The sequence below is a fragment of the Methylobacterium fujisawaense genome, assembly GCF_039619325.1.
GTDB classification, from domain to species: domain Bacteria; phylum Pseudomonadota; class Alphaproteobacteria; order Rhizobiales; family Beijerinckiaceae; genus Methylobacterium; species Methylobacterium fujisawaense.
Genome location: NZ_CP155000.1, coordinates 2,869,353 through 2,893,374, shown reverse-complemented (window position 1 = coordinate 2,893,374; position 24,022 = coordinate 2,869,353). Strand labels below are relative to the sequence as shown.

At 71.4% G+C, this 24,022-nt stretch carries 24 protein-coding genes; 12 read left to right on the top strand and 12 right to left on the bottom strand.

Going from position 1 to position 24,022, the window contains the following annotated elements; translation table 11 throughout:
• Positions 1 to 768, bottom strand: coding sequence for an NAD kinase (locus ABC766_RS13725; protein ID WP_043350190.1), 768 nt, complete (start codon positions 766 to 768; stop codon positions 1 to 3).
• A gap of 143 nt (positions 769 to 911) precedes the next feature.
• Here ABC766_RS13725 and cutA point away from each other — a divergent pair, with 143 nt between their 5' ends.
• The 3 genes from cutA (at position 912) to ABC766_RS13710 (ending at position 2,558) form a co-directional block, all read left to right on the top strand.
• Positions 912 to 1,265: a divalent-cation tolerance protein CutA gene (cutA, locus tag ABC766_RS13720; RefSeq protein WP_043350188.1), complete on the top strand. Its 354-nt coding sequence runs from the start codon at positions 912 to 914 to the stop codon at positions 1,263 to 1,265.
• A gap of 140 nt (positions 1,266 to 1,405) precedes the next feature.
• Positions 1,406 to 1,885, top strand: a complete 480-nt coding sequence (locus ABC766_RS13715; protein ID WP_342140995.1) for a hypothetical protein — start codon at positions 1,406 to 1,408, stop codon at positions 1,883 to 1,885.
• Positions 1,886 to 1,970: 85 nt separating this feature from the next.
• Positions 1,971 to 2,558, top strand: a complete 588-nt coding sequence (locus tag ABC766_RS13710) for a hypothetical protein (protein WP_342140996.1) — start codon at positions 1,971 to 1,973, stop codon at positions 2,556 to 2,558.
• A 47-nt stretch (positions 2,559 to 2,605) separates the two neighbouring features.
• On the opposite strand, the gene ABC766_RS13705 is transcribed toward ABC766_RS13710, so the two are convergent.
• From ABC766_RS13705 to ABC766_RS13690, 4 genes are all read right to left on the bottom strand, one after another.
• Complete coding sequence (locus ABC766_RS13705) at positions 2,606 to 3,742, bottom strand: glycosyltransferase family 2 protein (protein ID WP_345822467.1); 1,137 nt, start codon at positions 3,740 to 3,742, stop codon at positions 2,606 to 2,608.
• Between the two features lie 67 nt (positions 3,743 to 3,809).
• A complete protein-coding gene (locus tag ABC766_RS13700) occupies positions 3,810 to 4,568 on the bottom strand; it encodes a lysophospholipid acyltransferase family protein (RefSeq protein WP_345822759.1) in 759 nt (252 codons plus the stop codon).
• Between the two features lie 95 nt (positions 4,569 to 4,663).
• Positions 4,664 to 6,193, bottom strand: a complete 1,530-nt coding sequence (locus tag ABC766_RS13695; RefSeq protein WP_345822466.1) for a phytoene desaturase family protein — start codon at positions 6,191 to 6,193, stop codon at positions 4,664 to 4,666.
• Between the two features lie 105 nt (positions 6,194 to 6,298).
• A complete protein-coding gene (locus tag ABC766_RS13690; protein ID WP_345822465.1) occupies positions 6,299 to 7,141 on the bottom strand; it encodes a type 1 glutamine amidotransferase in 843 nt (280 codons plus the stop codon).
• Between the two features lie 519 nt (positions 7,142 to 7,660).
• Between ABC766_RS13690 and ABC766_RS13685 the strand changes: the two genes are divergently transcribed.
• Together ABC766_RS13685 and ABC766_RS13680 are read left to right on the top strand one after the other, a co-directional pair.
• Complete coding sequence (locus tag ABC766_RS13685) at positions 7,661 to 8,002, top strand: hypothetical protein (RefSeq protein WP_345822464.1); 342 nt, start codon at positions 7,661 to 7,663, stop codon at positions 8,000 to 8,002.
• Positions 8,003 to 8,080: 78 nt separating this feature from the next.
• Complete coding sequence (locus ABC766_RS13680) at positions 8,081 to 8,533, top strand: cache domain-containing protein (RefSeq protein ID WP_345822463.1); 453 nt, start codon at positions 8,081 to 8,083, stop codon at positions 8,531 to 8,533.
• Positions 8,534 to 8,565: 32 nt separating this feature from the next.
• Here ABC766_RS13680 and ABC766_RS13675 read toward each other — a convergent pair whose 3' ends face one another.
• From ABC766_RS13675 to croR, 6 genes are all read right to left on the bottom strand, one after another.
• Positions 8,566 to 9,774 (bottom strand): ABC transporter permease, encoded by a 1,209-nt coding sequence (locus ABC766_RS13675; protein ID WP_043386036.1) that lies wholly within the window; start codon positions 9,772 to 9,774, stop codon positions 8,566 to 8,568.
• The gene (locus ABC766_RS13670; protein ID WP_043350168.1) at positions 9,771 to 10,748 is read right to left on the bottom strand and encodes an ABC transporter ATP-binding protein; all 978 of its coding nucleotides are present in this window, start codon (positions 10,746 to 10,748) and stop codon (positions 9,771 to 9,773) included. Before ABC766_RS13670 ends, ABC766_RS13675 begins: the two co-directional genes overlap by 4 nt.
• A gap of 4 nt (positions 10,749 to 10,752) precedes the next feature.
• A complete protein-coding gene (locus tag ABC766_RS13665) occupies positions 10,753 to 11,172 on the bottom strand; it encodes a DUF2141 domain-containing protein (protein ID WP_043350167.1) in 420 nt (139 codons plus the stop codon).
• Positions 11,173 to 11,219: 47 nt separating this feature from the next.
• Positions 11,220 to 12,809: a phytoene desaturase family protein gene (gene crtI / locus ABC766_RS13660; RefSeq protein WP_043350165.1), complete on the bottom strand. Its 1,590-nt coding sequence runs from the start codon at positions 12,807 to 12,809 to the stop codon at positions 11,220 to 11,222.
• Between the two features lie 413 nt (positions 12,810 to 13,222).
• Positions 13,223 to 14,050, bottom strand: a complete 828-nt coding sequence (locus tag ABC766_RS13655; protein ID WP_345822462.1) for an RNA methyltransferase — start codon at positions 14,048 to 14,050, stop codon at positions 13,223 to 13,225.
• 1 nt (position 14,051) lies between these two features.
• Positions 14,052 to 14,525, bottom strand: a complete 474-nt coding sequence (gene croR / locus ABC766_RS13650; protein WP_043386041.1) for a 3-hydroxybutyryl-CoA dehydratase — start codon at positions 14,523 to 14,525, stop codon at positions 14,052 to 14,054.
• A 189-nt stretch (positions 14,526 to 14,714) separates the two neighbouring features.
• Here croR and ABC766_RS13645 point away from each other — a divergent pair, with 189 nt between their 5' ends.
• The 3 genes from ABC766_RS13645 to ABC766_RS13635 all read left to right on the top strand — a co-directional run bounded on the left by ABC766_RS13645 (position 14,715) and on the right by ABC766_RS13635 (position 17,227).
• The gene (locus tag ABC766_RS13645; RefSeq protein ID WP_182591268.1) at positions 14,715 to 15,320 is read left to right on the top strand and encodes a cation transporter; all 606 of its coding nucleotides are present in this window, start codon (positions 14,715 to 14,717) and stop codon (positions 15,318 to 15,320) included.
• 21 nt (positions 15,321 to 15,341) lie between these two features.
• Positions 15,342 to 16,193 carry a metallophosphoesterase gene (locus ABC766_RS13640; RefSeq protein ID WP_345822461.1) on the top strand — a complete coding sequence of 284 codons (852 nt, stop codon included), beginning with the start codon at positions 15,342 to 15,344 and terminating at the stop codon, positions 16,191 to 16,193.
• 140 nt (positions 16,194 to 16,333) lie between these two features.
• On the top strand, positions 16,334 to 17,227 hold the full coding sequence (locus tag ABC766_RS13635) for a transporter (protein WP_043350152.1): 894 nt from the start codon (positions 16,334 to 16,336) through the stop codon (positions 17,225 to 17,227).
• Between the two features lie 227 nt (positions 17,228 to 17,454).
• On the opposite strand, the gene ABC766_RS13630 is transcribed toward ABC766_RS13635, so the two are convergent.
• Positions 17,455 to 18,900 (bottom strand): homospermidine synthase, encoded by a 1,446-nt coding sequence (locus ABC766_RS13630; RefSeq protein WP_182591266.1) that lies wholly within the window; start codon positions 18,898 to 18,900, stop codon positions 17,455 to 17,457.
• 376 nt (positions 18,901 to 19,276) lie between these two features.
• On the opposite strand from ABC766_RS13630, the gene ABC766_RS13625 reads away from it, so the two are divergent.
• The 4 genes from ABC766_RS13625 (at position 19,277) to ABC766_RS13610 (ending at position 23,941) form a co-directional block, all read left to right on the top strand.
• Complete coding sequence (locus tag ABC766_RS13625) at positions 19,277 to 19,453, top strand: hypothetical protein (RefSeq protein WP_164706345.1); 177 nt, start codon at positions 19,277 to 19,279, stop codon at positions 19,451 to 19,453.
• Positions 19,454 to 19,555: 102 nt separating this feature from the next.
• Positions 19,556 to 20,263 (top strand): invasion associated locus B family protein, encoded by a 708-nt coding sequence (locus ABC766_RS13620; protein WP_043760167.1) that lies wholly within the window; start codon positions 19,556 to 19,558, stop codon positions 20,261 to 20,263.
• Between the two features lie 127 nt (positions 20,264 to 20,390).
• A complete protein-coding gene (locus tag ABC766_RS13615; RefSeq protein WP_345822460.1) occupies positions 20,391 to 23,783 on the top strand; it encodes a hypothetical protein in 3,393 nt (1,130 codons plus the stop codon).
• The gene (locus ABC766_RS13610; RefSeq protein WP_279901022.1) at positions 23,780 to 23,941 is read left to right on the top strand and encodes a hypothetical protein; all 162 of its coding nucleotides are present in this window, start codon (positions 23,780 to 23,782) and stop codon (positions 23,939 to 23,941) included. Before ABC766_RS13615 ends, ABC766_RS13610 begins: the two co-directional genes overlap by 4 nt.
• The last annotated feature ends 81 nt before the right edge of the window (positions 23,942 to 24,022 follow it).

Here is a 24,022-nt window from a genome sequence, read left to right as displayed (position 1 = left end):
TCACCCGAATTGCTCTCGCAGGATGCGCTCGTCGAGGCTATGGCCGGGATCGTGGAGCAGCACGAGTTCGGTGGCGCGGTCGAGGGATGTCTCCACGGTGCAGACGCGGCGGAACTCGGTGTGGTCAGCGACCGCCGCCACCGGGCGGTGGGGCGCGTCGAGCACGTCGATCCGGATGCGGGCGTAATCCGGCAGGAGCGCGCCGCGCCAGCGCCGGGGGCGGAAGGCCGAGATCGGCGTCAGTGCCAGCAGCTTGGCGTCCAGAGGCAGGATCGGGCCGCCGACCGACAGGTTGTAAGCGGTCGAGCCCGCCGCAGTGGCGACGAGTACGCCGTCGGCGATCAGCAGGTCGAGCCGGACGTTGCCGTCGACTGCGATCTTCAGCTTGGCGGTCTGGTGGGTCTGGCGTAGCAGATAGACCTCGTTGATCGCCCGCGCCCGGTGTGAGCGGCCTTCGGTGTCGAGGACGTCCATCACCAGTGGGTGGATGACGCTGCGATGCGCCGTCTCCAGATGCTCCAGAAGGTCGTCGTCGCGAAACTCGTTCATCAGGAAGCCGACCGTGCCGCGGTTCATCCCGTAGATCGGCTTCGGGTTGTCCATGAAGCGGTGGAGCACCTGCAGCATCAGGCCGTCACCGCCGAGCGCCACCACGACGTCCGCCTCCTCGGGCGGGACGTGGTCGTAGCGACGCATCAGGGCGGCGGCGGCCTCGCGGGCATGGCCGGTCGGACTCGCCACGAAGGCGATCTTCTGGAAGAGCGCCATGGCTCAGGCGCAGCCGCGCAGGCGCGTCAAAATCGCCTCAGGGTTCACGTCACGGCTCCAGTCTGATGAGCGAACCGCCCGGTTGACGTCCTGGCTTGGCATGGGCCTCACTCTGACGGCACATGCGCAATCGGAGGCATAGCATGGAGCGTCCGCTCCTCGTCTACACCACCTTTCCCGACCTCGCCTCTGCGCTGAATATCGGCGAGGCCCTGGTCCGCGAGCGTCTCATCGCCTGCATCAACGTGATGCCGGGCATGCAATCCGTCTACAGCTGGAAGGGCGCCGTCGAGCGCGGCGCGGAGGTCGCGGCCCTTCTCAAGAGCCGTGAGGGTCTCGCCGACGCACTGACGGCCGCCCTGAAGGCGCGACATCCCTACGACACGCCGATCATCCTGCATCTGCCGGTCGCCGGCGCGGACGCCGACACCGCCGCCTGGATCCTGGCGGAAACGCAGCCGGACGGCTCGGCTGGAGCGGAGCCCCAGTCGGCCTGATCCAATAGGCCGAGCCGCGGCACGACAAACCGCTGTGCGATCACCGCACCCGGGCGAACACCGCTTTGGCACCGATCCGGACGCACGCGCCGGCCCACCGGCGCCAGGACGACCGGGCGGTCCGGCGCCGCGTTGCGGCGATGGACCATGCCGGCACCGAGCAGGCTGTTGCCGGCGAAGGTGACAAGAGCCGCCGTCGCTCCGGCGAACAGGACGGCTGCCGCTGCGCTGCAAGCCGGGCGCGCGCGGTCATGCGCTGCGAGCCACGACGAGGCGTATCCCGCGATGGGGAGCCCGGCATCCGAAGCCGTCGGATCCATCTGCGCCTCCGACCGGATCCTGCATCTGGCGGTCTGTGGGCGATGAGCGATTCTCGCCCCGATCTGCGGCCGCGGATCGGAGCCGAACCCGTCAGGTTGCCGGCCTCGCTGTCGGGCGTCTGTGGACAAGACTTCTGCGCCGTCGGACGCCGCATGGAGCGCGTGCATCCGGGTATTTCCTTTGCCTTGCTTCTCGGCGTCGTGAACAGCGCTAAATTTGCATGCAAAGGTTCGAGATTAAAGATCGATGTTTCAGATAAAGAAATGCATCGGAAGGTCGTTGCACGGGAAAAAGATTGAGAAAATCTGGCGGCCGATTTTAATGGGCTGCGGGTGCGCGTCGCGCCCGAGACAAAGCCGAGGGGAAACCATGGGATGGTTCAGGATGGCAGACCGCGCCGCTGCGGCTCTGCTGATGTCGGTCATGGGCGTCCTGAATGGTCAGGCGGCCGGCGATCCGAAGAAGGAACCGTTGATGACCATCGAGGCGGCGCCGTCCGGTCCGGCCGGTCTCGCCTCAGCCGATCCGCCCGCCTTGCGGTACGGGGTTCTCTATGCCGACGACAAGGGTCACAGCCATGTCCAATACTGTGACCTGAAGAATTTCATCTTCAAGAGCTACGCGCCTCCGGCAGCACCGCAATACGTCGGCTTTCCGCCGGGGGAGGTGGCGTCGATCAAGTATGCGGTCCTGCCCGTCGGCTATGTCGGTACGTGGCACACGGCGCCGGGGCCGCAATGGGTGATCACCCTGTCGGGCCGCTGGTCGGTGGAGGCCACCGACGGGAGCGTGCTCGAGCAGGGACCCGGCGAGGTGGAGTTCAACGCCGACATGGGCTCGACGCCGCAGGGGGCGGAGGGCCATGTCGGGCACCTGACCCGGCAGGTCGGCGATGTGCCGAACGTTCAGCTCATCGTCTCGCTGAAGCCGTCTTCCGGAAAGGCCCGCAACACCAACCCGTGCCAGCCCTGAACGCGTGATCCGGGCCGGCGGTGTACCTTCCCGTCGGCCTGCGCGGGTCAGCCGCCGCTCACGGGATAGCTGCGCCCCTTCCAAGTGGCCGCGCCGGCTCGCTCGCGGCGCAGGAGCACGTTCCACTGGATCGCCAGGGCCACCGCGACCGCCGCCGGGTGGAGCGGGATCGTCGCCCAGGGTGCCCGGACCGCCACCGTGACGGCCGTCCGGGTCGCCAGCGCCAGGGCCAAGGCCAGGGCGGCCAGGGCCAGGGCGGAGGCGGGCACCAGCCCGAGCAGTCCGGCCAGGATTAGGAGCGGCGGCAGGACCTGGCCGCAGCCGAGCAGGAGTGTCCAGACCGGAAGGGCGCGGGGCGTGGCCATGCCCTCGTGGGCGTTCTTGGAGAAGCCGGCCCAGGCTTGGGTGAAGCCATCGTACATCCGGCACGTCGCCAGCGCGGCGGCGGCCACGAGATCCGTCCGGTAGCCCGCGGCACGGAAGAGGCGGGCCAGGCGGACGCCGTCATGGAGGGATTTGCGGATCGCAGCGTGTCCGCCGACGGCCGTGTAGGCCGCACGATCGACCAAGATCAGCTGACCGCAGGCCGCGCCGAGCGACGGGTCCGGCAGCCGACGCATCAGCGGCACCGGCAGGAAGCCGAGGAGCAGGAAGTCGATCATCGGGACGGTCAGCATCTCGCCGAGCGTGTCCGTGCGCTGCCGGGGTACGCCGCTGACGAGCGCCGCGCCGGTGCGGCGGGCCTGGGCCGCCACGGCAGCCGCGGCCTCGGCTTCGAGGCGCACGTCGGCGTCCAGGAACAGCAGGTGGTCGCCGCGGGCGAGGCCGGCCATATGGCTGCAGGCGTGGTTCTTGCCCGTCCAGCCTTCGGGAAGGGCCGGCACCGAGACGAGGCGCAGACGCGGATCGCCGACGGCGCGCACGATCTCCGGGGTCGCGTCCGTGGAATGATCGTCACCGACGATCACCTCCACCGGAACCGATGTGCTGGCGAGCGCCGCCCGCACGGTGGCGTCGATGTTGCCGGCCTCGTTGCGTGCCGGGATCAGGATCGAGACCAGGCCCGTCCCGGTCTCCGGCATGGGCCGGCGCAGAGCCGCGAGATTCACCGCCGCCAGCACGGCCGGCAGGAGGGCGGCGACCAGGCAGAGCAGGGCCAGGGCCGTGAGGATCGAATCGGTCATCGTCCGCGCCGCGCTGGTGTCGAGTCTCGACCTGGGATCGTACGGGGCCGGGCGCGAGCGGAAGCGGTCATCCGGCGCGATCCTGGCCGCCCGCGGCGCGATGCGCCGGATCGAAGCGTCGCCCGGAGAGCCGGGCCGCCACGCGTCGCCACAGATCGTAGAGGCCGCCGACGCCCTTTCGGCCGGAGACCAGGGTGCGGAAGCGTCCGGGTTCCCGGCTGATCACATCGGCGCTCAGACGGTCGAGGGTCGTGGTCAGGTCGGATTCCAGGCGCGCGAGACGCTGGTCTCGCGGAAGCGCGGCGAGTTCGGATCCGCCGATCCCGGGACCGAAGGCCACGAAGGCGCCGGCACCGCGCTCGTCCCAGAAAGTGTATTCCACGGCGAGGGGAACGAACAGGGCGTCGGGGGCGATCTCGGCGAGCCGTGCCACGCCGGGCCTCAGGGCCAGCGGCCGTGCGCGGGCATCCGCGAAACGGCCCTGTGCGGTGATCCAGAGCATGCCGTCGGAGGACGCCAGGATCGACCGGGCGGCCGTGAGGAACTGCGCCGCCGCGCGCGGGCTGTCCAGGTCGACCCCGAAGGCGCCGATCCGCTCGAAGATCCGGTAGCGCGCCAGCATCGCGGCGTCGAACGGGGCGCGGCTCCATCGCTCCGGATAGAGGCGGCCGGCCAGCACGACGATCAGCGCGGCGTCCCACCACGCCGGGTGGTTGCTATAGACCACGATCGCGCCCGGATGGCTCGCCGCCGGCGGCGTGCTCCAGAGGGGCAGCCGCACGGCGTCGAGGTGGCGGTGCATATAGCGCTCGAACCACGCCACCATGAAGGCGCGGATTCCGGGCGAGATCGGGGGCAAGGGGGCGCCGCGCGTACCTCTCTCGCCCCCCGGGACGGAGGCGGGAGGTGGCGGCGTCGCCGTCACGCCGAGGCGCGCAGGGCGCCGCGGGCGTCCTGGTCGTGCGCGTCGGCGGCGATCCAGCCCGACATCATCACCATCGGCATGCCGGGACCCGGATGGGCGGCGCCCCCCGCGAGGTAGAGGCCGCGCACCTGCCGCGAACGGTTTCCAGGCTTGAATGCGCCCATCACGCGCCCGTGGGAGGCGAGACCGTAGATCGCGCCGTTCAGCACCTTGTAACGCTCGTGGATGTCCTGCGGCGTCAGGTGGCGCTCGACGACGATGCGCTCCTCCAGGTCCGGCATGCCGCCGGTGCGCTTGAGCTTGTCGAGGATCGTCCGGCGGTAATTCTGGAACAGCGGTCCGTCCGGACGCCAGTCGTGGTGCGGGCGCAGATACGGCGTATGCACGAGGACGTAGAGCGCCTCGCCACCCTCCGGCGCCACGCTCGGATCGGTGGAGGAGGGCGCCGCCAGATAGGCGGTCGGGTCCGGGGCCGGCTCGCCCTTGTTGTAGATGTAGTCGAACTCCTCTTCCGGATCCCGGGAGAAGACGAAGTCGTGGTGGTTCAGGTGCTCGTAGCGCTTGTTCAGGCCGAGATAGAGCACCACGCCCGAGCAGGCGGGCTCGGGGTTCTTCTTGGCGTAGACCTTGGCCGCTTCGCCGCCGACGAGTTCGCGGTAGGTGCGGACCGAATCCATGTTGGAGATCACCGCGTCGAAGGGCGTGACGCCGTGGGCGGTCCGCACGCCCCGCACGGCGCCGTTCGCGGTCTCGATTCCGGTCACCTCGGTGTCGGTCTTGCAGGTGGCGCCGAGTTCCTGGGCGAGCTTCGCCAGCCCCTCCGCCACGGCGCGGGTGCCGCCCATCGGGTACCAGACGCCGTCGGCGGTCTGCATGTGCGCGATGGCGCAGAGCACCGCCGGCGCGCCGTAGGGCGAGGAGCCGACATATTGCACGAAGTGGTCGAGCATCTGCGCGAGCCGGGCGTCCTTGACCTTGCCGCGGATCGTCGAGGCGACGGAGGCGTGCATGCGCAGGGAGAGCACGTCGCGCAGCGTGCCCGGGTTCATGTTGGCGCGGATGTTGATCGTGTCGAACAGGTCTTCGACCGGCTTCCAGAAGAAGAACTTTTCCGAGACGCCGTGCAGGTGTTCCGAGATCGAGAGGAACTTCTTGTAGCCCTTGCCGGTGCCGGGCGCGAAGCGCTCCATGTCGCCGGCCATCCGCTCGACGTCCTGCATCAGGTCGATCTGGGTGCCGTCATCGAAGAAGCACCGCCATTGCGGGTCGAGGCGGCGCAGATCCATGTAGTCGTGGACCGAGCGGCCGGCTTCCGCGAAGATCCGTTCCAGCACCCGCGGCACGGTCAGGATGGTCGGGCCCATGTCGAAGCGGAAGCCGCCCTCATGGAGCACCGCCGCCTTTCCGCCGAGCCAGCCGTTCTTGTCGTAGACCGTCACGCGGTGTCCCCGCGCGGAAGCGACACACGCGGCCGCCAGACCGCCGAGTCCGCTGCCGATAACGGCCACCGTTGAATCCTGGCTCATCCTGATGGGTCGCTCCCCGGGCCTTCCACGAACGTGACCCGCGACAGCGAAGCTAGCCCCGGGGTCGTGCGGGTCAACGCGCCACCCGGTCGCGGCCGCATCCGGTCAATCCTCACCTGTGGACAGCCGGGTCAGAAAGTTGCCGATCTCGCGGCGGCGGCGATCCGCCTCCAGCACTTCCGGCCCCAATCCGTGGCGCCATGCGAGCCGGCGCACGGCTGCGGGCTCGCCTGTCTGAAGGCCTGCGATCTCGTCGGCATAGGCCGCCACCGTCTCCGGATCCTCCGCCAGGCCCGCCGCGACGATGGCCGTGTCGCACAGGCGGAGCATCGCGGCGACTTCGTCCAGGTCGAGTTCGGGATGATACTGCGTCCCCCAGAACCATCCGTCCCCCTGGCGGATCTCGATCGCCTGGATGCCGAGGATCCGGTTCCCGGCAAGCACGCGGGCGCCCGGCGGCGGTTGGAGCACCGCATCCGCGTGAATCGCGGGGGCGTCCCACGTGGCGGGCCGGCCGGCGAGGAGCGGATGGGTCCGGCCCTCCTCGGTCGGGGTAATGGAGCGGGCGAAGCCGTATTCCGGCCCGCGCGGGTTCTCGGCGGCCCGCCCGCCCGCCACCGTGGCGGCGACCTGCACGCCCCAGCACGATCCGAAGATCGCCAGCCCCGCGTCCAGGGCGGCCCGCATCAGCACGAGCTGCCGCCTCACCTCGGGCGTGCCCTCGGAAACTCTGAGCGTCGAGCCGGTGAAGATCACGCCGTCGACATCCGCGAGGGTCGCCGGGAGGGTGGCGTCGGCATCGGCGGGGCTGACGAGATGGCAGCTGATCTCCGGTCGAAGATCCCGGACCACGGCCGCGTAGGACTCGGCCGAGGTTCGGCCGGTGGCCGCGACGTGCCGGTCCCGGGCCGCGCGGTCGTTGCCGTCGGCGATGAGCAGGCGGAGCATGGGAGTTCCGTGGAGCGGGGCCGTGCGGCGGGGAAGCTGCATGTGCGCTCGCGGAGCCGCGGGGAAACAGCGCGGATCGTCGCGGGCCGAGCATGCCGCAGCCCGGAGCGGCTCCCGGAGCCCGTCGCGGGCGACCGGGTCGGAGCGCCCCGGCCGGACGCACAGGGCAACGACCACGGTGTGACGGATGCCGAGCGCACGGGTCTTGGCGCGGGTCTCGGCACGGGCCTCACGCCCATCCCTCGGGCTGTCGAATATTATTTATTCGTTGGCGCATTCAAATGAATGATGCGCATTATCCCGCATACGATTTATATTGGATCAGATCATTACTGAAATCGGGCTATGCTGGAGGGCGAAATGCCGGATTTCACAGGGATCGAACTCTGTGTCCGAGAGGGGTGGGGTCTCCTCGTCCAAGACACGGAAGCCGTCCGCCGCGCGGCGCAGGCTGGTGCCTGCGCGCGGTCTCGCAGGACGGTCGTACCGAGGCGTGCCGCGATCGACGACCGTCATCCGATGATCGAGCTGAACGGCAATTGCCTCGCCTTCGCGACGCTGCCCGATGCCGTGGGCCGGCCGGTTTCCGGAAGGCGGGCCAGCTGTGCTCTCAGGGGGCACGGCCATGTCGGCGAAGTCCGCGCCTCGGCAACGCGCACCGGGCGGGATTATCCGGTGACCTCGGAGGGCTCCCGGCAAGATCCTGACGGGACGAGCGTGGACCCTCCGCTATCCGTTCGGCCGGACTCCCGCAGCCATTCCCGCTCCGCGCAGGCGGGGCTGGAGACGGTGCTGCGGCCGCACCTGCAGTTCGGCGCGCCTGCCGCCTTGGGCGGATCGCCGTGGCGCAGCGCGCCGTGATCGTCTCGGGATCGCCTGGGACGTCGCAGATTCAATCGGTGAGGCGACCACATGTGGAGAGCCCTGCTGATATGGCCGGTGTTGCTCGTGATCGGCCTGACGCTTCCCGCATTCCGGACGCGCTCGACTCCGCCCGTCCATCAGGCGGCCGAGATCGAGGCCCTGGTGAACCGGGCGGCCGAGGCGTTGGAAGACCGCGGCGCCGGGGCGTTCGGAGACTTCAGACGGAAAGGTAGCGTCTGGCGCTACGGGGACGTCTATCTGTTCGTCATCGACATGAAGGGGATCGTGCTGTTCAATGCCGCGCATCCGAACCGCGAGGGGCATGATCTTCTCGACGAGCGCGACGCCGACCGGAAGCAGTTCCACAGGGACTTCATCGAGGTTGTGGACCGCTTCGGTTCCGGCTGGGTCGATTACATGTTCCCGAAGCCCGGTCAGTCCGTCCCGACCGTGAAATGGAGCTACGTCTGCGCGACGCACGTCGCCGGTTCGGACGCGGTCATCGGTGCGGGCGTCTACGTCGAGTAACGCGGGTCCGATCCGCGCGCCCGATGGCTGCCCTACACGGTCCGCCGCGCCGCCAGGGTGAGGGCGAGGCCGAGCCCGCAGAGCGTCAGCGCGCCCAGCACCGCGAGCGACGGCGCTGCGGCGGAGAACCCTTCGCCGAGCGCGCTCTGATACGCCTCGATCGCCCAGGCATTGGGGGTGAGCCAGCCGGCCTGCTGCAGCCAGGGCGGCATCAGGAAGCGCGGAACCATGGAGCCTCCCACCGCCGAGAGCAGCAGCACTCCGAAGGTCGAAGCGAGGTGCGCCTGCTGGCGCGAGCCAGCCAGCGCGCAGGCAGCGAGCGCGAGGCCGGCGGCCATCGCCGAGACCAGCAGGCAGGTGGCCAGGAAGGCCGGCCAGTGCGGCCCGATCTCGACTCCGTAGAGCAGCGCGGCGGCCAGGAAGATCAGCCCGGCCTGGACGAGACCCTGCAGCGTCAGGAAGGCGAACTTGCCGAGCACGACCACCGGCAGGCCGCCCGGACCGGCCATCAGCCGTTCGGCGAGGCCCGTCTCGCGCTCCTCGACCAGGGACATCGCCCCCTGCATCGCGGCGAAGAGCAGGAACACCGCTGTGATCGCACCGGCATAGTAGCTCACCCGCGCATTGGCGCTGCCAGCGGCGGTGCTGCGCCGCTCCACCAGGGCGGCGAAGCTGAACGGCTCCTTCTTGGCCCGCTGCTCCGCGAAGGCCTCGTCGAGGAAGCGGCGCTCGTCGGGGCCGATCTTGCCCGTGCGCTCGACGTCGGCGACGATCCGCGACAGGACCACGTCGGGCAGCGCCTCGTTCAGGACCCGCTGGAGCTGGCCCAGGGCAATCGGCGTCGCCAACGCCTTGGCGGGGTTCTCCACCAGCACCACCGGTTGATCGACAGACCCGGATGCGGCTTCCGCAGGCGCGGCGATCAGGTCGCCGCGCAGGACCAGCGCCACGTCGACCTCGCCCGCACGAACCGCCTGCGCCACGGCGGCAATGTCGGTGGCGGGCAGGCGCGTCACGCGCAGCGAGGGATCGGCCGCGAGGGCGTCGGCGAGGCGCTCGGTGGCGGCGGTGTGGGCCAGATCGGCCAGTCCGAGATGAATGCGGATCCGGTCGCCGATCGCCCCGGAGAAGATGGCCGCGAAGATCGAGAAGATCACCGTCGGCAGCACGAAGGCCATCACCAGCGCGGCCCGGTCGCGCAGAAGGGTCAGGAGCATCACGCGGAAGGCGGCGGCGATCATCCGGCTGCACCGACCCGGAGCGGCGTGGCCGCGGGATCCGTAAGCTCCCGCGGCCGGAGGGCGTCGAGGTAGAGCGTCTCCAGCCGTGGCGCCCGAACCCGGATCTCGGCCACGGGAACGCCCTGGGCGCGCAGCGCGCCGAGCAGGGCCGCGCCGTCGAGGCCGGAGCGCTCGACGGACCGCCAGACGAGGCCTCCCGCCTCGGCGGGCGCGAACCCGGCCCGGCGTAGCACACCCTCGGCCGGTCCCGTCGCCGGGACGGCGAGGCTCAGCTCCCGCTCGGGGGCGCCCGTGCGCAATTGCGCGAGCAGATCGGCGAGCCGGCCGGCGCGCACGACCCGACCCTGGGCCAGGAACGCAACCCGGGAAGCGAGGCGCTCCGCTTCGGCGAAATCGTGCGTGGCGATCAGGATCGCGGTGCCGGCGGCCTTCAGGCGGTCGAGCACCGCGTGGATCGCGGCCCGGGCGGCGAGGTCGACGCCGCTGGTCGGCTCGTCCAGGAGGACCAGCCGGGGCCGGTTCATCAGGCTCGCCGCGATGTTGACCCGGCGCCGATATCCCCCCGACAGGACGCCCACCGGGCGTCGGGCCACGTCGGCGATGTCGGCCATGGTCAGGGCGGCCTCCACGGCCGCCTTCCGGTCGCGTCGGGCAACCCCCGCGAGCTGCCCGAAGACGCCGAGATTCTCCGAGACGGTCAGCCGGGGATAGAGGGCGATCTCCTGCGGCACCCAGCCGATGGCGCGGCGTGCGCGTCCCGCGCGATAGGGGTCCGCCTCGGCCACGCGCACCGACCCCGCGCTCGGACACAACCGCCCCGCGACGAGGCGCATCAGCGAGGACTTGCCGGCCCCGTTCGGCCCGAGCAGCGCGAGGGTCTCGCCGGCCCCGAGCTCAAGATCGACCCGGTCCAGAACCCGTCGCCCGCGGAGGTCGAGGCCGACGTCCACGAGGCTGACGAGGGGGCCCTCCATCGTCTCACCGTCTCGGAAGGGCACGGCCAAGGCGCACCCGCAGGGCGGCGCCCGGTTCCCGCAGGGCGAAGGCCGCCTCGGCGAAATCGGGCCGCGCCCGGCGCCCGACGGCGCCCGAGAAGCCGTAGGGCTCCAGCGGCAGGCCGAGGCCGGTCCGGTCGAGGCGTCCGTTGCCGTTGGCGTCCTGATAGGCCGCCACCGCGTAGGTCCCCGGCGGAACGTCCCGGAAGGTGAACAGCGCCCGGTCGGCCGTCGCCGGCGAGTCGTCGCCCCGCAGGCACGACGTCTCCGAAAGACCGCCCTGACAGAGCGCCACGCGCACCTGACCGCCGCCCGGCTCGATCCCGTCGACCTCGACCTGAACGGCGGCGGCCGAGACGGGCAGGGCTGCGGCGCAGAGCCAAGCCGACAGGGCGATCGTCACGCGGCCTGTCGGCCCGCGGCCGTGTCTCTTCCGATCCGTCGCCGCGCTCACGAGGCCTCGCCGGAGGTCGCCAAGGGCGCCGTATCGGGAATGCCCGCCGTGGCGGCGGCGCGGGCGCCGGCCAGTTCCTCGATCAGCAACCGCGCCGAGATGCGGGCACCCTCGTAGATCACCGGCAGGCCGGAGCCCGGATGCGTGCCGCCGCCGACGATGTACAGCCCCGGTCCGAAGCGGTTGTGCGGGCGGAAATACAGCATCTGCATCAGGTCGTGGGCGAGGTTGAAGGTGGCGCCCTCATGGACGGCGAAATCCTCCTCCCACTGGGTCGGATCGATGATCCGCTCGTAGCGGATGCGGGATTCGAGATCGTCGATCCCGAGGAGCTTCAGACGCTCCAGGATCAGCGCGCGGTAGGTCTCCCGCAGCGTCGACCAGTCGATCCCCGCCTTGAGGTTCGGCACCGGCACGAGAACGTAGAGGGCCGTATGCCCGGGGGGCGCCATGCCGCCGTCCGTGTAGCCCGCGTGCTGCACGTACAGGGAGGGCTGCATCGGCAGCGTGCCCTCGGTGATCTCGCGGATGTTCTTCTCGTAGCCGTCGGCCAGGAGGATCGTGTGGTGCCCGAGGCTGTCGGGCATTTTCCCCTCGAGGCCGAGATACAGCATGAAGGTCGAGCATGAGAGCCGGGCCTTCTGGATCTTGGCGTCGCGCCAGCGCGGCCGGTGCCGCTCCGGGACGAGGGCGCGGACGACCTTGGCGAAGTCGCCGTTGATCATCACCGCGTCGGCGTTGAAGGTTTCGCCGTCCGCCACCAGGCCGCAGGCGCGCTTGCCGTCGAACAGCACCCGCTCGACCGTGCTGTTCAGCCGGAGATCGACGCCCATGCGGCCGGCCAAGCCCGCCATGGCCTCCGAGACGGCGCCGCAACCGCCCACGGGGTGGTAGACCCCGTGCTCGTATTCGAGGAACGACAGGATGGTGAACAGGCTCGGGCACCGGAACGGCGACATCCCGAGGTATTTGGTCTGGAACGAGAAGGCGAGGCGCACCCGCGGGTCGGCGAAGTGGCGCTTGAGGTCGCGGTCGACGCTCCGGCCCGGATGCAGGTAGGGCAGGGCAGCCAGCATGGCCGGGCTCGCCATGCTGCGCAACGTGTGGAAGGCCTGTTCGAGGACCGGCTTGAAATAGTTCAGCTTGGTGCGATTCTCGGCAAAGAAGGCTTTGACGTTCTTGGCGTCGTCCGGCGCGAGGCGGGCGATCTCCTGCTCCAGGCGCCCGACATCGCCCGTGGCGCTGATCGTCCCCGAAATGCCGTCCTGCCCCTCGAAAACGAGGTGGTACTGCGGGTCGAGCCGCTCGAGCTTGACGTGGTCTTCCAGCCGCTCCCCGCAGCTCGCGAAAATGTCCGCCAGAATCTGCGGATAGAGGAAGAACGTCGGTCCGATATCGAAGCGGTATCCGCCGGGCGCCTCAACGGTTTTCGTCCGGCCGCCGACTTGGGAATCCTTCTCGAAGATGGTGACATGGATCCCGGCCCGCGCCAGGAGCAGGGCAGAGGCAAGCCCACCTGGCCCGGCCCCGACCACGGCCACCCGGCGCCCGGTCAGCGCTCGCAACCCATCCCCAGACTGAAGCAACGTCCCCGACTCCTCACAGAATCCCGACACCCATGTGGCCAAGCTAGCTTGGCATCATCGCGCGGCAATTGCAGCCGTTTGTCGCGCGCAGAACGCTGTATACGATCATACCAGGGACACCCATTCGCAAGATTTGCGCAAGGCCGCCGTTGTCCCGGCCATCGAGGCGCCCGAGGGCGGGCCGGCCCGCAGGCCGCGGACCTGCGCGGGCCGAGACGCGGCCATCATCCGGGAGCCGCCGGTCGGCGGACATCCTGCGCCTCAGCCCCGGCCCAGGCGTCGATACCATCCATGCCGGGGCCGGCCTCCGCTCGAAGGACCCGCTGCCGACCGCCCCCTGCATCGGGCGCCCGGCCAGGGCGGCGATGCCGAGATCGGATTCCGGACCCTGCCGACCCGCCGGCGCCGCGCGCTCACGTCGGACCGAGGCGCCCCTGGCCGCGGGCGATGGTGAACAGGGCGATGCCCGCCGCCGTGGCGACGTTGAGCGAATCGAATCCTGCGGCCATGGGGATGCGGAGCGGCCGCGCCTGGGCCAGCGTCGCCGCGTCGAGGCCCGGCCCCTCGGTGCCGAGGATCAGGAGCGCCCGCGCCGGCACGGTGACGGCATCCAGGGACTCGGTCGCCCCAGGGCTGAAGGCCAACGGCTGGAGGTCGAGGGCGTCGGCCAGCCGCAGCCAGTCCTGCCCCGCCGGGAGCCGCGCGAAGGGCTGGATCAGCGCGGCCCCGGCCGAAACCCGGATGCTCTTGCGATAGAGCGGATCGCAGCTCTCCCCGTCGAGGATCACCGCGTCGGCCCCGAAGGCGGCCGCGTTGCGGAAGGCGGCGCCGACATTGTCGTGATTGGTCAGGCCGGCAAGGCCGACCACCAGCGCGGGTGCGGGCGGCGGCGGCACGAGGGCGGTCGCCGCGGGTTCCGCGCCGCGCAGGCCGATGGCCAGGACCCCTCGGTGGATCGGGAAGCCGGTGACCGCGCTCATCACCGCCTTGCTGGCGCAATAGACCGGAGGCGGCTCCGGGCAGGCGGCGAAGTCGGCGACGAGGCTTGGCCAGCGCTCCGGGGCGATCAGGATCGATTCCGCGCGGAACCGGCTGCGGCGGCCGAGGAGCAGCCGCAGCGTCACCTCGCCCTCGACGATGAAGCGCCCGGCGCGGCCGACGAGGTCGCGCTCGCGCATCCGGGTATAGGGCTCCAGGCGGGGATCGTCCGGGTCGCCGAGGTCTTCCGGGTCCGGGGTCACCTCAGCCCTGGGCGCGCTCGGTGCGGTTCGCCAGCGGGTCGGCCTCGGCCTTGGTCGGCACCTTCACCAGCGCCTCGCCGTCGAGGACGGTCTCGCCCCCGACGGAGCACCGGCAGGCGAGGCGCGCCCGCCGCCGCTCGGGCATGAGTTCGGCCACCGTCACGGTGACGTCGACGACGTCGCCGATCCGCACCGGGGCGCGGAAGTTCAGGGTCTGGGAGATGTAGACGGCGCCCGGTCCGGGCAGGCGCGTGCCCAGCACCGCCGAGATCAGCCCGGCCGTGTACAGGCCGTGGGCGATGCGGGTGCCGAAGGGCGTGCGCGCCGCGAAGTGCTCGGACAGGTGGATCGGATTGCGGTCGCCGGTGATCTCGGCGAAACCCACCACATCCGACGAGGCAATGGTCTTCGACAGAGTCTCCGACAGTCCGACTTCGAGATCCTCGAAATAGAGCACGCGCAGTTCGGGCAGCATGACGCGGCAGACCTCCGGTTCGGGCCGGTCATTCGTCTCGTGCGGCCGGCTCCGGCAACGGCGTCGCACGATCCCGGCGCCGAATCCACCCGGACAAAGGCTCAAGGGCCTCGAACTTTCTTGAGCCGCCGACAGGGTTTTCTCAACAGCCGCTCGACAGAGCCGTGCGCGTCGGCGAAGAGGCGTCCCGTGATCGCCGATGATGTGCCCCCGCCCGCGCGGCCCGCCCTGCGCCCGGTCGTCGCCCGCGTGGCGGCGCTCAACCTCGGCTATTTCGGCATCGAGATCGCGGTGGCGCTCGCCATCGGCTCGGTGGCGCTGATCGCCGACAGCCTCGATTTCCTCGAGGACGCCGCGATCAACCTGCTGATCTTCGCGGGCCTCGGCTGGAGCGCGCGCAACCGCGCCCGCCTCGGGACCGCCATGGCGGGCATCCTGCTGCTGCCGGCGCTGGCGGGCGCCTGGGCGGCCTACGGCAAGATCGCCGATTTCACCGCCCCCGCCGCTCTGCCCCTGACCCTCGCGGGGCTCGGGGCACTGGCCGTCAACCTGACCTGCGCGCTCATGCTCGCCCGGCATCGCTCCGGCTCGGGCAGCCTGACCCGGGCGGCCTATCTCTCGGCACGCAACGACGCCTACGCCAATCTGGCGATCATCGCCGCCGGCCTCGTGACCGCCCTCCACCCATCCCCCTGGCCCGACCTCGTCGTGGCGGCCGGGATCGCGATCCTCAACGCCGACTCGGCCGCCGACATCCTCAAGGCGGCCGCGGCCGAGCGCAGAGCCGCACGATAGCGGCCCCCAGCAGCGACCATCATGCGCATCTTCCCCATCTCGGATCTGCACCTGGAGCGGCGCCGCCTCGACCTGATCGCGCCGCCCGCAGAGCCGTTCGACCTGCTCGCCTGCCCCGGCGACCTCCACGAAGGGCATCCCGAACGGGGGCTCGCGGCCCTGCTGCATCTCGCGCAGGGGCGGCCGATCGTACTGGTGCCGGGCAACCACGAGCGCTATGCCCCGACCGGGGACCGGCGCACCGCACCGGAGCTGCTCGCCGCCCTGGAAGGCGAGGTCGCGCGGCTCAACGCGCTGGGTGCCCGGATCCATCTACTCCAGCGCGCGCAGAGCTGCGTCATCGACGGCGTCCGCTTCGTCGGCACTACCCTGTGGAGCGACTGGGACCTCGCCGGGCGCTGGCTCGCCCCGGATGCCCCGGACCGGCCCGCCGATCCGGTGGCCTACGCGGCCGCCCGCATGACCGATCCTGTGACGGGCTCGCGGGAATATCTCGGCGCGATCCGCAAGGCCGGCGGCAGTCCCTGGCAGCCCGCGGACGCGATGGCGGAGCACCGGATCGAGCGGGCCGCCCTGCACGCGGCGCTGCAGATCCCGCACGACGGTCCGACCGTCGTGGTGACCCATCACCCGGCGAGCCCGTTGGCCGCGGACCGGTTCCGGGACGTGGCCGGCGTTCCCTGGTGGCTGCCGGCCTTCTATGCCAGCACGGCCCTCGACGCCCTTTCCGATCCCGCGCGACCGGCGCTGTGGATCTCCGGGCATTTCCACGCGGGCCACGACCTCGCGGTCGGGCGCTGCCGCTGGGTCTCGAACCCGGTGGAGGGCGCGACCTACCGCAGCGATTTCGTCGTGGAAGTTGAGAACCGGTGATTTAGTCCCGTCCCAAGAGATCGGACCGTCGAGGCTGTGCCGTTGCGCACGGCTTGGCCGTAACGGCGGGATGTTGTCGGAGCGAGCGCCCGTCCAACCCTGATCGGCCCCGCATCCCGGGGGCCTGGTTCGGGGTTCTCATGGTCGGATTTAGCCTGACGTCTCGCGGGTTCGCGGCGGTGGTTCTTGCCGTCACCGCTCCCATCTCCGTCGCGTCGACGGCGACGGGCGCCCGGGCGGCCTCCGCTGCGCAGCCGGGGCAGACGGTCGGTCTGCCGGTGGGCGATCAGCTTCCCGTCGGCCTGTATTTCGTGAACCTGTCGAGCTTCGGCGTGCGCGGCACCCGCCCGCGGGATTCCGCGACCAACGTCAACCTGCCCACCTTCGCGTGGGCGACGCCCTGGGACGTCGCGGGCGCGCGCCTGCAATTCTTCTTCACCCAGCCGATCGCGGCCGCGAGCAGCCAAGGGGCGCCCTACCAGAGCGGCGTCGGCCAGCAATTGCTCGCCGCGCAGCTCGCCTGGGATCTCGGCGGGGATGTGGGTGTCAGCTACCTGTTCGGCGGCTACCTGCCGATCCAGACGCGCTTCCTGACCCAGTCCGCCTCGCTGACCCACCGCTTCGCGGTCAGCTACACCGGCCAGGGCTGGAACCTCACGGCGAACCTGCTCTACGGCGTCTTCCTCGACCCGCGCTCGCCCAGCGGCACCCTGTACCCGGACTACCTGAACCTCGACCTGACCATGACGAAGAAGTTCGGCGCGTGGCAGGTCGGCGCGGTGGCGTTCGGGTCGACGGACCTTCCTACCGGGGTGGCGAGCTACCGCCCGCAGGGGCAGATCGCGGTGGGCGGTCTCGTCGGCTACAATTTCGGGCCCGTGAACCTCCAGGCCTACCTCACCCACGACGTGGTCGAGCGCAATTACGGCGGCCGCGAGGTCCGCGGCTGGCTGCGGGCGATCGTGCCGCTGTACCAGGACAAGAACGAGGTCGAGCCGGGCCGCACCCTCGTGACGCGGCGGCAGGCCGAGTAGCCAAGCCGGCTGACGCTGTCCGGGCTGGCGTCATCCCGGGCGCAGGCGGCGGATCCGGGTCACGGACCGCTGCCGCGCGGCGAATGCACGACGATGGGGCCGGACGGGGCGCCCGTACAAAAGGGGCCTCCGAGATCGTCGATCTCGGAGGCCCCTTTTGCGTGCAGGATTGCGCTGCCGTTCAGGCGGCGGATCCGCGCCCCGGCTGACGGGGCGCGGCAGAGCCTTCAGCCGTGCACCAGCACGTTGCGGAACTGCCAGGGATCGCTGGTGTCGATGTCCTCCGGGAACAGGCCCGGGCGGTCGGTGAGCGGCGTCCAGTCCGTGTACACGCCCACGACCGGGCCGAGATACGGGGTCTGGACCTCCAGGCAGCGGCGGAAATCCATCTCGTCGGCCTCGACGATGCCGGCCTCCGGGTTCTCCAGGGCCCAGACCATGCCGGCCAGTACCGCCGAGGTCACCTGCAGGCCGGTGGCGTTCTGGTACGGTGCGACCCGGCGGGTCTCCTCGATGGAGAGCTGCGAGCCGTACCAGTAGGCGTTCTTCTTGTGGCCGTAGACGAGCACGCCGAGCTCGTCGATGCCGTCGACGATCTCGGTCTCGTCGAGGATATGCTGCTGCTCCTGCACCTTGGCCGCCTTGCCGAACATCTCGTGGAGCGACAGCACGGCGTCGTCGGCCGGATGGTAGGCGTAGTGGCAGGTGGGCCGGAAGACCGGCTGATCGCCCTCGCGCACCGTGTAGTAGTCGGCGATCGAGATCGCCTCGTTGTGGGTCACGAGGAAGCCGAACTGCGAGCCGGCGGTCGGGACCCAGGTGCGCACCCGCGTGTCGGCCCCCGGCTGCAGCAGATAGATCGCGCAGCGCGAGCCCTTCTCCTGCTCGCGGGCGTTGTCGGGCTTCCAGGTCTCGTGCGTGCCCCAGCCGAGCTCGGCCGGCTGGTTGCCCTCGGAGACGAAACCCTCGACCGACCACGTGTTGACGAAGACGCCGCGCGGCTTCGGATTCTTGGCGCGCTGCGTGTCCCGCTCGGCGATGTGGACGCCCTTCACGCCCAGATCCTTCATCAGGGCGGCCCACTCGGCCTTGGTCTTGGGCTCCGGCCGCTCCAGGCCGGTATCCTGGGCGATATTCAGGAGTGCCTGCTTGACGAACCACGAGACCATGCCGGGATTGGCGCCGCAGCAAGAGACCGCCGTGGTGCCGCCCGGCTTCTGCTCGCGGGCATCGAGGATGTTCTCGCGCAGGGCGTAATTGGTGCGGTCGCCCTGGCTCTTGGTCTTGTCGAAGTAGAAGCCCGGCCAGGGCTCGGCCACGGTGTCGATGTAGAGGGCGCCGAGTTCGCGGCACAGCTCCATGATCGCCCGCGAGGAGGTGTCGACCGACAGGTTCACGCAGAAGCCCTGGCCGCCGCCTTCGGTGAGGAGCGGGGTGAGCACGTCGCGGTAGTTCTCCGGCGTCAGCGCCACCTTCTCGAAGCGCAGGCCGTGCTTCTCGGCGAGGGCGCGATGCGTGTCGACCGGGTCGATCACCGTGAAGCGGGCCCGGTCATACTCGAAATGGCGCTCGATGAGCGGCAGGGTGCCCCGGCCGATCGAGCCGAAGCCGATCATCACGATGGGGCCGGTGATCCGGCCGTGGATCGGGTGACGGGTCGGCTGATCGGTCATGCGGGATATCCTCGTTGGCGGATGCCGGGCGCGTCCGCTCATCTGGCTCGCGGGCGGGTTATGGCGCGCGTGTGACAGTGCAGCGACAGGCCCGCGCCGCCGGAGCGGTGCCGGTGCGGTCCAGGGGCCGAGTCGCCGGAAGCGCGCTCAATGGCCGCTCGCCCGTCGCCGGTCAACCGCGCGGATCCGCGCCTTCGTCAACGGCATCTTGCACGCGCCGGGTCGAAAGCATGACTTCGACGCATGCGCCCCCCGCCCTGGAACGGATGGCAGGCTCCGCGTGCAGGGCTCATATTGCAGTGCAGCAAGGTCACCGAGAGGACCGCAGGAACTGGGGAGCGTGGAAACGCCCGGGCCCTCGCACTTGGAGTCCGTCATGCTCGCGCTCATAACCTCCCGGATCCCCGGCCCGGCCGTCGAGACCGCCGACCGTGATCCCGGCTTCCTCACCCTCGTCTTTGCGGTCGCCCGTGGCCTGCGCAACGGAGCGGAGACCGCCTTCGCGCGCCGCTGCGCCCTGGCCCGCGCCGTCGGCGGCCCGAATCCGCTCTGAGGGCGGCCCCCGACCCACTGACGATGCTCCGGACGATTGCGTCGCCCCGGCTAGGGCATTAGGCGGCTCTGCCGTCCAATGGCTTCGGGGGATCGTGATTCCATGCCGACATTTCGTGCGCATCTGCGTCTCAGCCTGATCGCGACCTTGCTCACGGCGGTCCCGATCCTGGCGGCGCGCGCACAGGATGCCGAGCCCGAGGCCGCGCCGGCCGCCGAGGCACCCGCCAAGGCCCGTCCCAAGCCCCGGCCGAAGCCCGTCCCCCACAAGGCGGCCAAGCCCGCGGAGGCCGCCAAGCCCGCCGAGGCGGCGAAGTCCGAGGCGGCCGCCACGCCGGCGGCGGCGCCGGCCCACGCCGCGTGGCCCACCGGAGCCAGCACCGTCAGCGAGAGCTACGGCGACTGGACGATGACCTGCACGCGTCCGAACGAGAAGGTCACCTGCATCGTGGCCCAGGCGCAGGGTGATTCGCAGACCGGCCGGCGCAAGTTCGGCATCGAGCTGCAGACGCCGGCGAACGGCCGCTCCGAGGGGATCGTGCTCATGCCCTTCGGACTCGCCATCGAGCCGGGCGTGACCTTCAAGCTCGACGAGCAGACCCTGGGCAAGGGCGCGCCCTACACGACCTGCAGCGCCGAGGGCTGCATCGTGGCGATCAGCTTCCCGACGCTGGCCCTTGACGGGATGCGCACCGCCAAGGCGCTCACCGTGACCGGTCAGAAGGCGGGGGGCACCGAACCGGCCACCGTCTCGGTGCCGCTGGTGGGTTTCCCCCAGGCCTTCGACCGGGCCGTCGCCCTCAGCGGCTGAGGCCCGTCGCCTTTTCGGGTTACGGTTAAGCCAGCGTTAGCCGCAGCGCGGCAGGATCCCGCCGAGATGTGGCGCCGCGCGCCGCGGCGCGTCCAGTGCCGCGCGCCGGGTTCGGATCGGCGAGGCGATGGGATCGGTGGGCGGGCGACCCCGGGTCGGTCGAGGACGTGGCGTGCGGCTGCTGACGACGGCGTCGCTGGCGCTGCTTGCCCTTCTGGCGGCGATCGACCCGGTCCTGGCCGCACGGCTGATCGGCGCGAAGGGCAGCGAGAGCGGCAACGGTGCCGGCGGTTACGGCCGGATCGTGTTCACCTTCGACAAGCCGGTCGCGATCAAGACCAAGCTCGCCGGCGGCGTGCTGCTCGTCGGCTACGGCGAGCGGATCGCGGCCGGGCCCGAGCACCTCGCCGACGACATGCCGGCTTTCGTCGCCAGCGTCCGCCGCGATCCTGACGGGACGGGCCTCCGGCTCGCCCTGCAGCGGCCTTACCAGGTCAACGTCCAGACGGCCGGCGAGCGGGTGTTCGTGGACCTGCTGCCGGAGGGCTGGTCCGGCCTGCCGCCGCCGCTCCCGCCGGAGGTGATCGCCGAACTCGCCCGCCGGGCCCGGGCCGCCGAGGAGGCGCTCAGGGCGCGCATCCCGGAACCCGTGCGCCGGCCGCTGTCGCTCGAACTGGCGCGGCTTCCGACCTTGACGCGGCTGTCGCTGCGCCTGCCCGCCGAGGCCGTCTCAACGGTGACCGCCGAGGGGCCGGCGACGCGGGTGCGGGTGGTTGGGGCCTGGACCATCGACACGGGCGAGACCCGCGGCCGTCCAAGGCCGGGCATCGCCAAGCTGGCCACGGAGATCGACGCGAGTTCGGCGAGCCTGCTCGTCACCCCCGAGGACGGCTTCACGATCGGCACCGAGCGCGAGGACGGCGCCATCATCGTGGACGTGGTCCGGCGCAAGCCGCCGGAGCCGGCGACGGCCGCCGTCGACGTGCCGGGGCCAGCCGCTGCGACAGCGTCGCCGCCGATCCCGGTCCCGGTCCCGCCGCGCCAGGCGGCGCCGGCCGCTCCGCCCCGGCCTCCCGAGGCACCGCCGAAGCGCCGTGCCGGCGGCGGCCTGGTCTTCCCGTTCCAAACCCTGCCGCCGGCCGTCCTGTTCGAGCGCGGCGGCGTCGCGACCCTGGCCTTCGAGACCGCCGAGCCGGTGACCCTGCCGCCGGCGAGCCAGGGGCTCGCGCCGATGGGGCCGCCCGCCCGGAGCGGCCCGCTCACGGTCATGCGGTTTCCCGTCCCGTCCGGACGCCTCGTCGATCTCAGCGCCGTCACCACCGCCAGCGGGGTCGCCTGGGAACTCTCGGCGGGCGAGACGCTGAGTCCGAGCGACACGATCGATCCCGTCCGCAAACCCGATCCGTCCGGCCGCATGGCCGTCACCCTGGCGCTGCCGCATCCCGGTTCGGCGACGTGGCTCACCCTCGACAACGAGCGGATCGCGGTGGTCACCTCGGCCGCGCAGCGCCCGGTCGGCAACCCGAAGAGCCGCCGCTTCGTCGATTTCGAGATCCTGCCGAGCCGGCACGGTCTCGCGGTGCTGGCCGGCGCCGACGATCTCGCCGTGCGGCCCGAGCTCGAGAGCGTCTCGATCGGCCGTGAGGGCGGTCTCGCCGCCTCCATGGCGGCCCGCAAGCCGGAGGCGGTGCTCGCGGATGCGGGTGCGCTTGCGATCGCGAAGGAGCCCTGGGAGCGTGCCCGGATGGGCAACGTCCGCGAGACCCTGCGCGGCCTCTTCGACGCGGCCGTCGCTGCGACGCCATCCGAGCGCGGTCCGGCCCGCCTCGCTTTGGCGCGTGCGGATCTGGCCAACGGCCTCGACTACGAGGGCCTCACGGTCCTCGAGATCGCGGCCGCCGACGATCCGCTCCTGGCCTCCCAGCGCGAAACGGCCATCCTGCGGGGCATGGCCCTGGTGCGGATCGGCCGGAACGCGGAGGCGCTGAAGGCCCTCAGCGTGCCGCCCCTGGCCGATGATCGCGAGGCCGCCCTGTGGCGGGCGATGGCGGCAGCGGGTGCGGGCGACTGGAAGGCGGCGGAAGCCGGCTTCCTCAAGGTGCTGCCGCTGGCCAGCGGCTATCCCACGGATGTGGCGCAGCTGATCCGGGCGAGCGCGGCCGAATCGGCGATCGAGAACGGCGATGCCGAGACCGCCGCCGCCCGGGCCGAGGCAGAGCGTCATCTGGCGCCCTGGATCCGGGACCGGTTGGCCTTGGTCCGCGCCCGCGTGGCCGAGGCGACCGGCCAGACCGAGGCGGCCCTCGACGCCTATGCCCGCCTGGAGGATTCAGCCGTGCGGCCGGTCTCGGGCGAGGCCGCCCTCAGGGGGGCGCTCCTGGCTCGGGCTTCCGGCAAGCTGGCCCTCGATGCCGCCACGGAGCGGCTGGAGCGGCTCGCCCTGACCTGGCACGGCGGCCCGGTCGAGGACGGCATCACCGCCGGCCTCGCCCGCCTCTACCTCGACGCGGGCCGGTGGCGGGACGCCTTCACGGTGGTGCGCCGGGCCAATGCCTCCGCGCCCAACGCCCCCACCACGGAGGCCCTGACGCGGGAGGCGCAGATGGCCTTCGAGAACCTGTACCTCACCGACAAGGGCGACAAGCTCTCCGGGATCGAGGCCGTGGCGCTCTTCTTCGACTTCCGGGAGCTGAGCCCGATCGGGCGGCGCGGCGACGCGGTGGTGCGCCGGCTGGCCGACCGCCTCGTGGGCCTCGACCTCCTCGATTCCGCCGCCGACCTCCTGAAGTACCAGATCGACAACCGCCTCACCGGCCCGGCGCGGTCCGCCGTGGCGACGCGGCTCGCGACGGTGCGGCTGATGGACGACAAGCCGATGGAGGCGCTCAAGGCCCTCGACGCCACCGAGCTGCCCGAGCTCCCGGGCGAGCTCAGGCGCGCCCGCGGCCTGATCCGCGCCCGTGCCCTGTCGGACCTGACCCGGACCGACCTCGCCCTGGAGACGATCGACGGCGAGAGCGGCCCGGATATCGACCGGCTGCGCGCCGACATCTACTGGGGCGCACGCCGCTGGCGCGAGGCCGGCGAGGCCCATGAGGCGCTGCTCGGCGATTCGTGGCAGTCCGGCCAGCCGCTGGACGATCAGGCGCGCGCCGACGTGATCCGCGCCGCGATCGCCTACGATCTCGCGCACGAGGCCATCGGCCTGGAGCGGCTCAAGGCGAAGTTCTCGGAGGCCATGGCGGCGAGCCCGGACGCCCGCACCTTCGCGCTCCTGACCGGCATGGACCCGACCCGGGCGCCGGGCTTCCGGGACATCGCCGCGCGCGCCACGAAGGCCCAGACCCTGTCGGCGTTCCTGGCCGAGTATCGCAAGCGCTACCCGGACGCCGCCACACCCGCGCGCGGCGGGCCGGACGCACCCGGCGCGAGCGGCGAGGCGTCCCAGGAGGCTCCGCAGGCAGGCGGGGCGGGCGGCCAGCAGAGCAGCGCCGGATCGCCCGGCGCGCCGCCCGGGTGAGCCGGCCCGTCGATCCGGACGCCTTCCTGACGACCGACGACGGTCGCGTCTGCACGCCCGAACGGAAGGCCGAGCGGCGCGAGATCCTGTGCGGCCTGCAGGGCGCCGGCACGTCGAGCGGGATCGCCCGGCAGAGGCCGCAGGCCGGCCGCGTCTAGGCCGATGCCGCGCGGCCCGTCAGGCGACTCCGCGCACCGATCCCCGCCATCGCGCGATCCTGCGGTGTCGCCGCGGAGGCC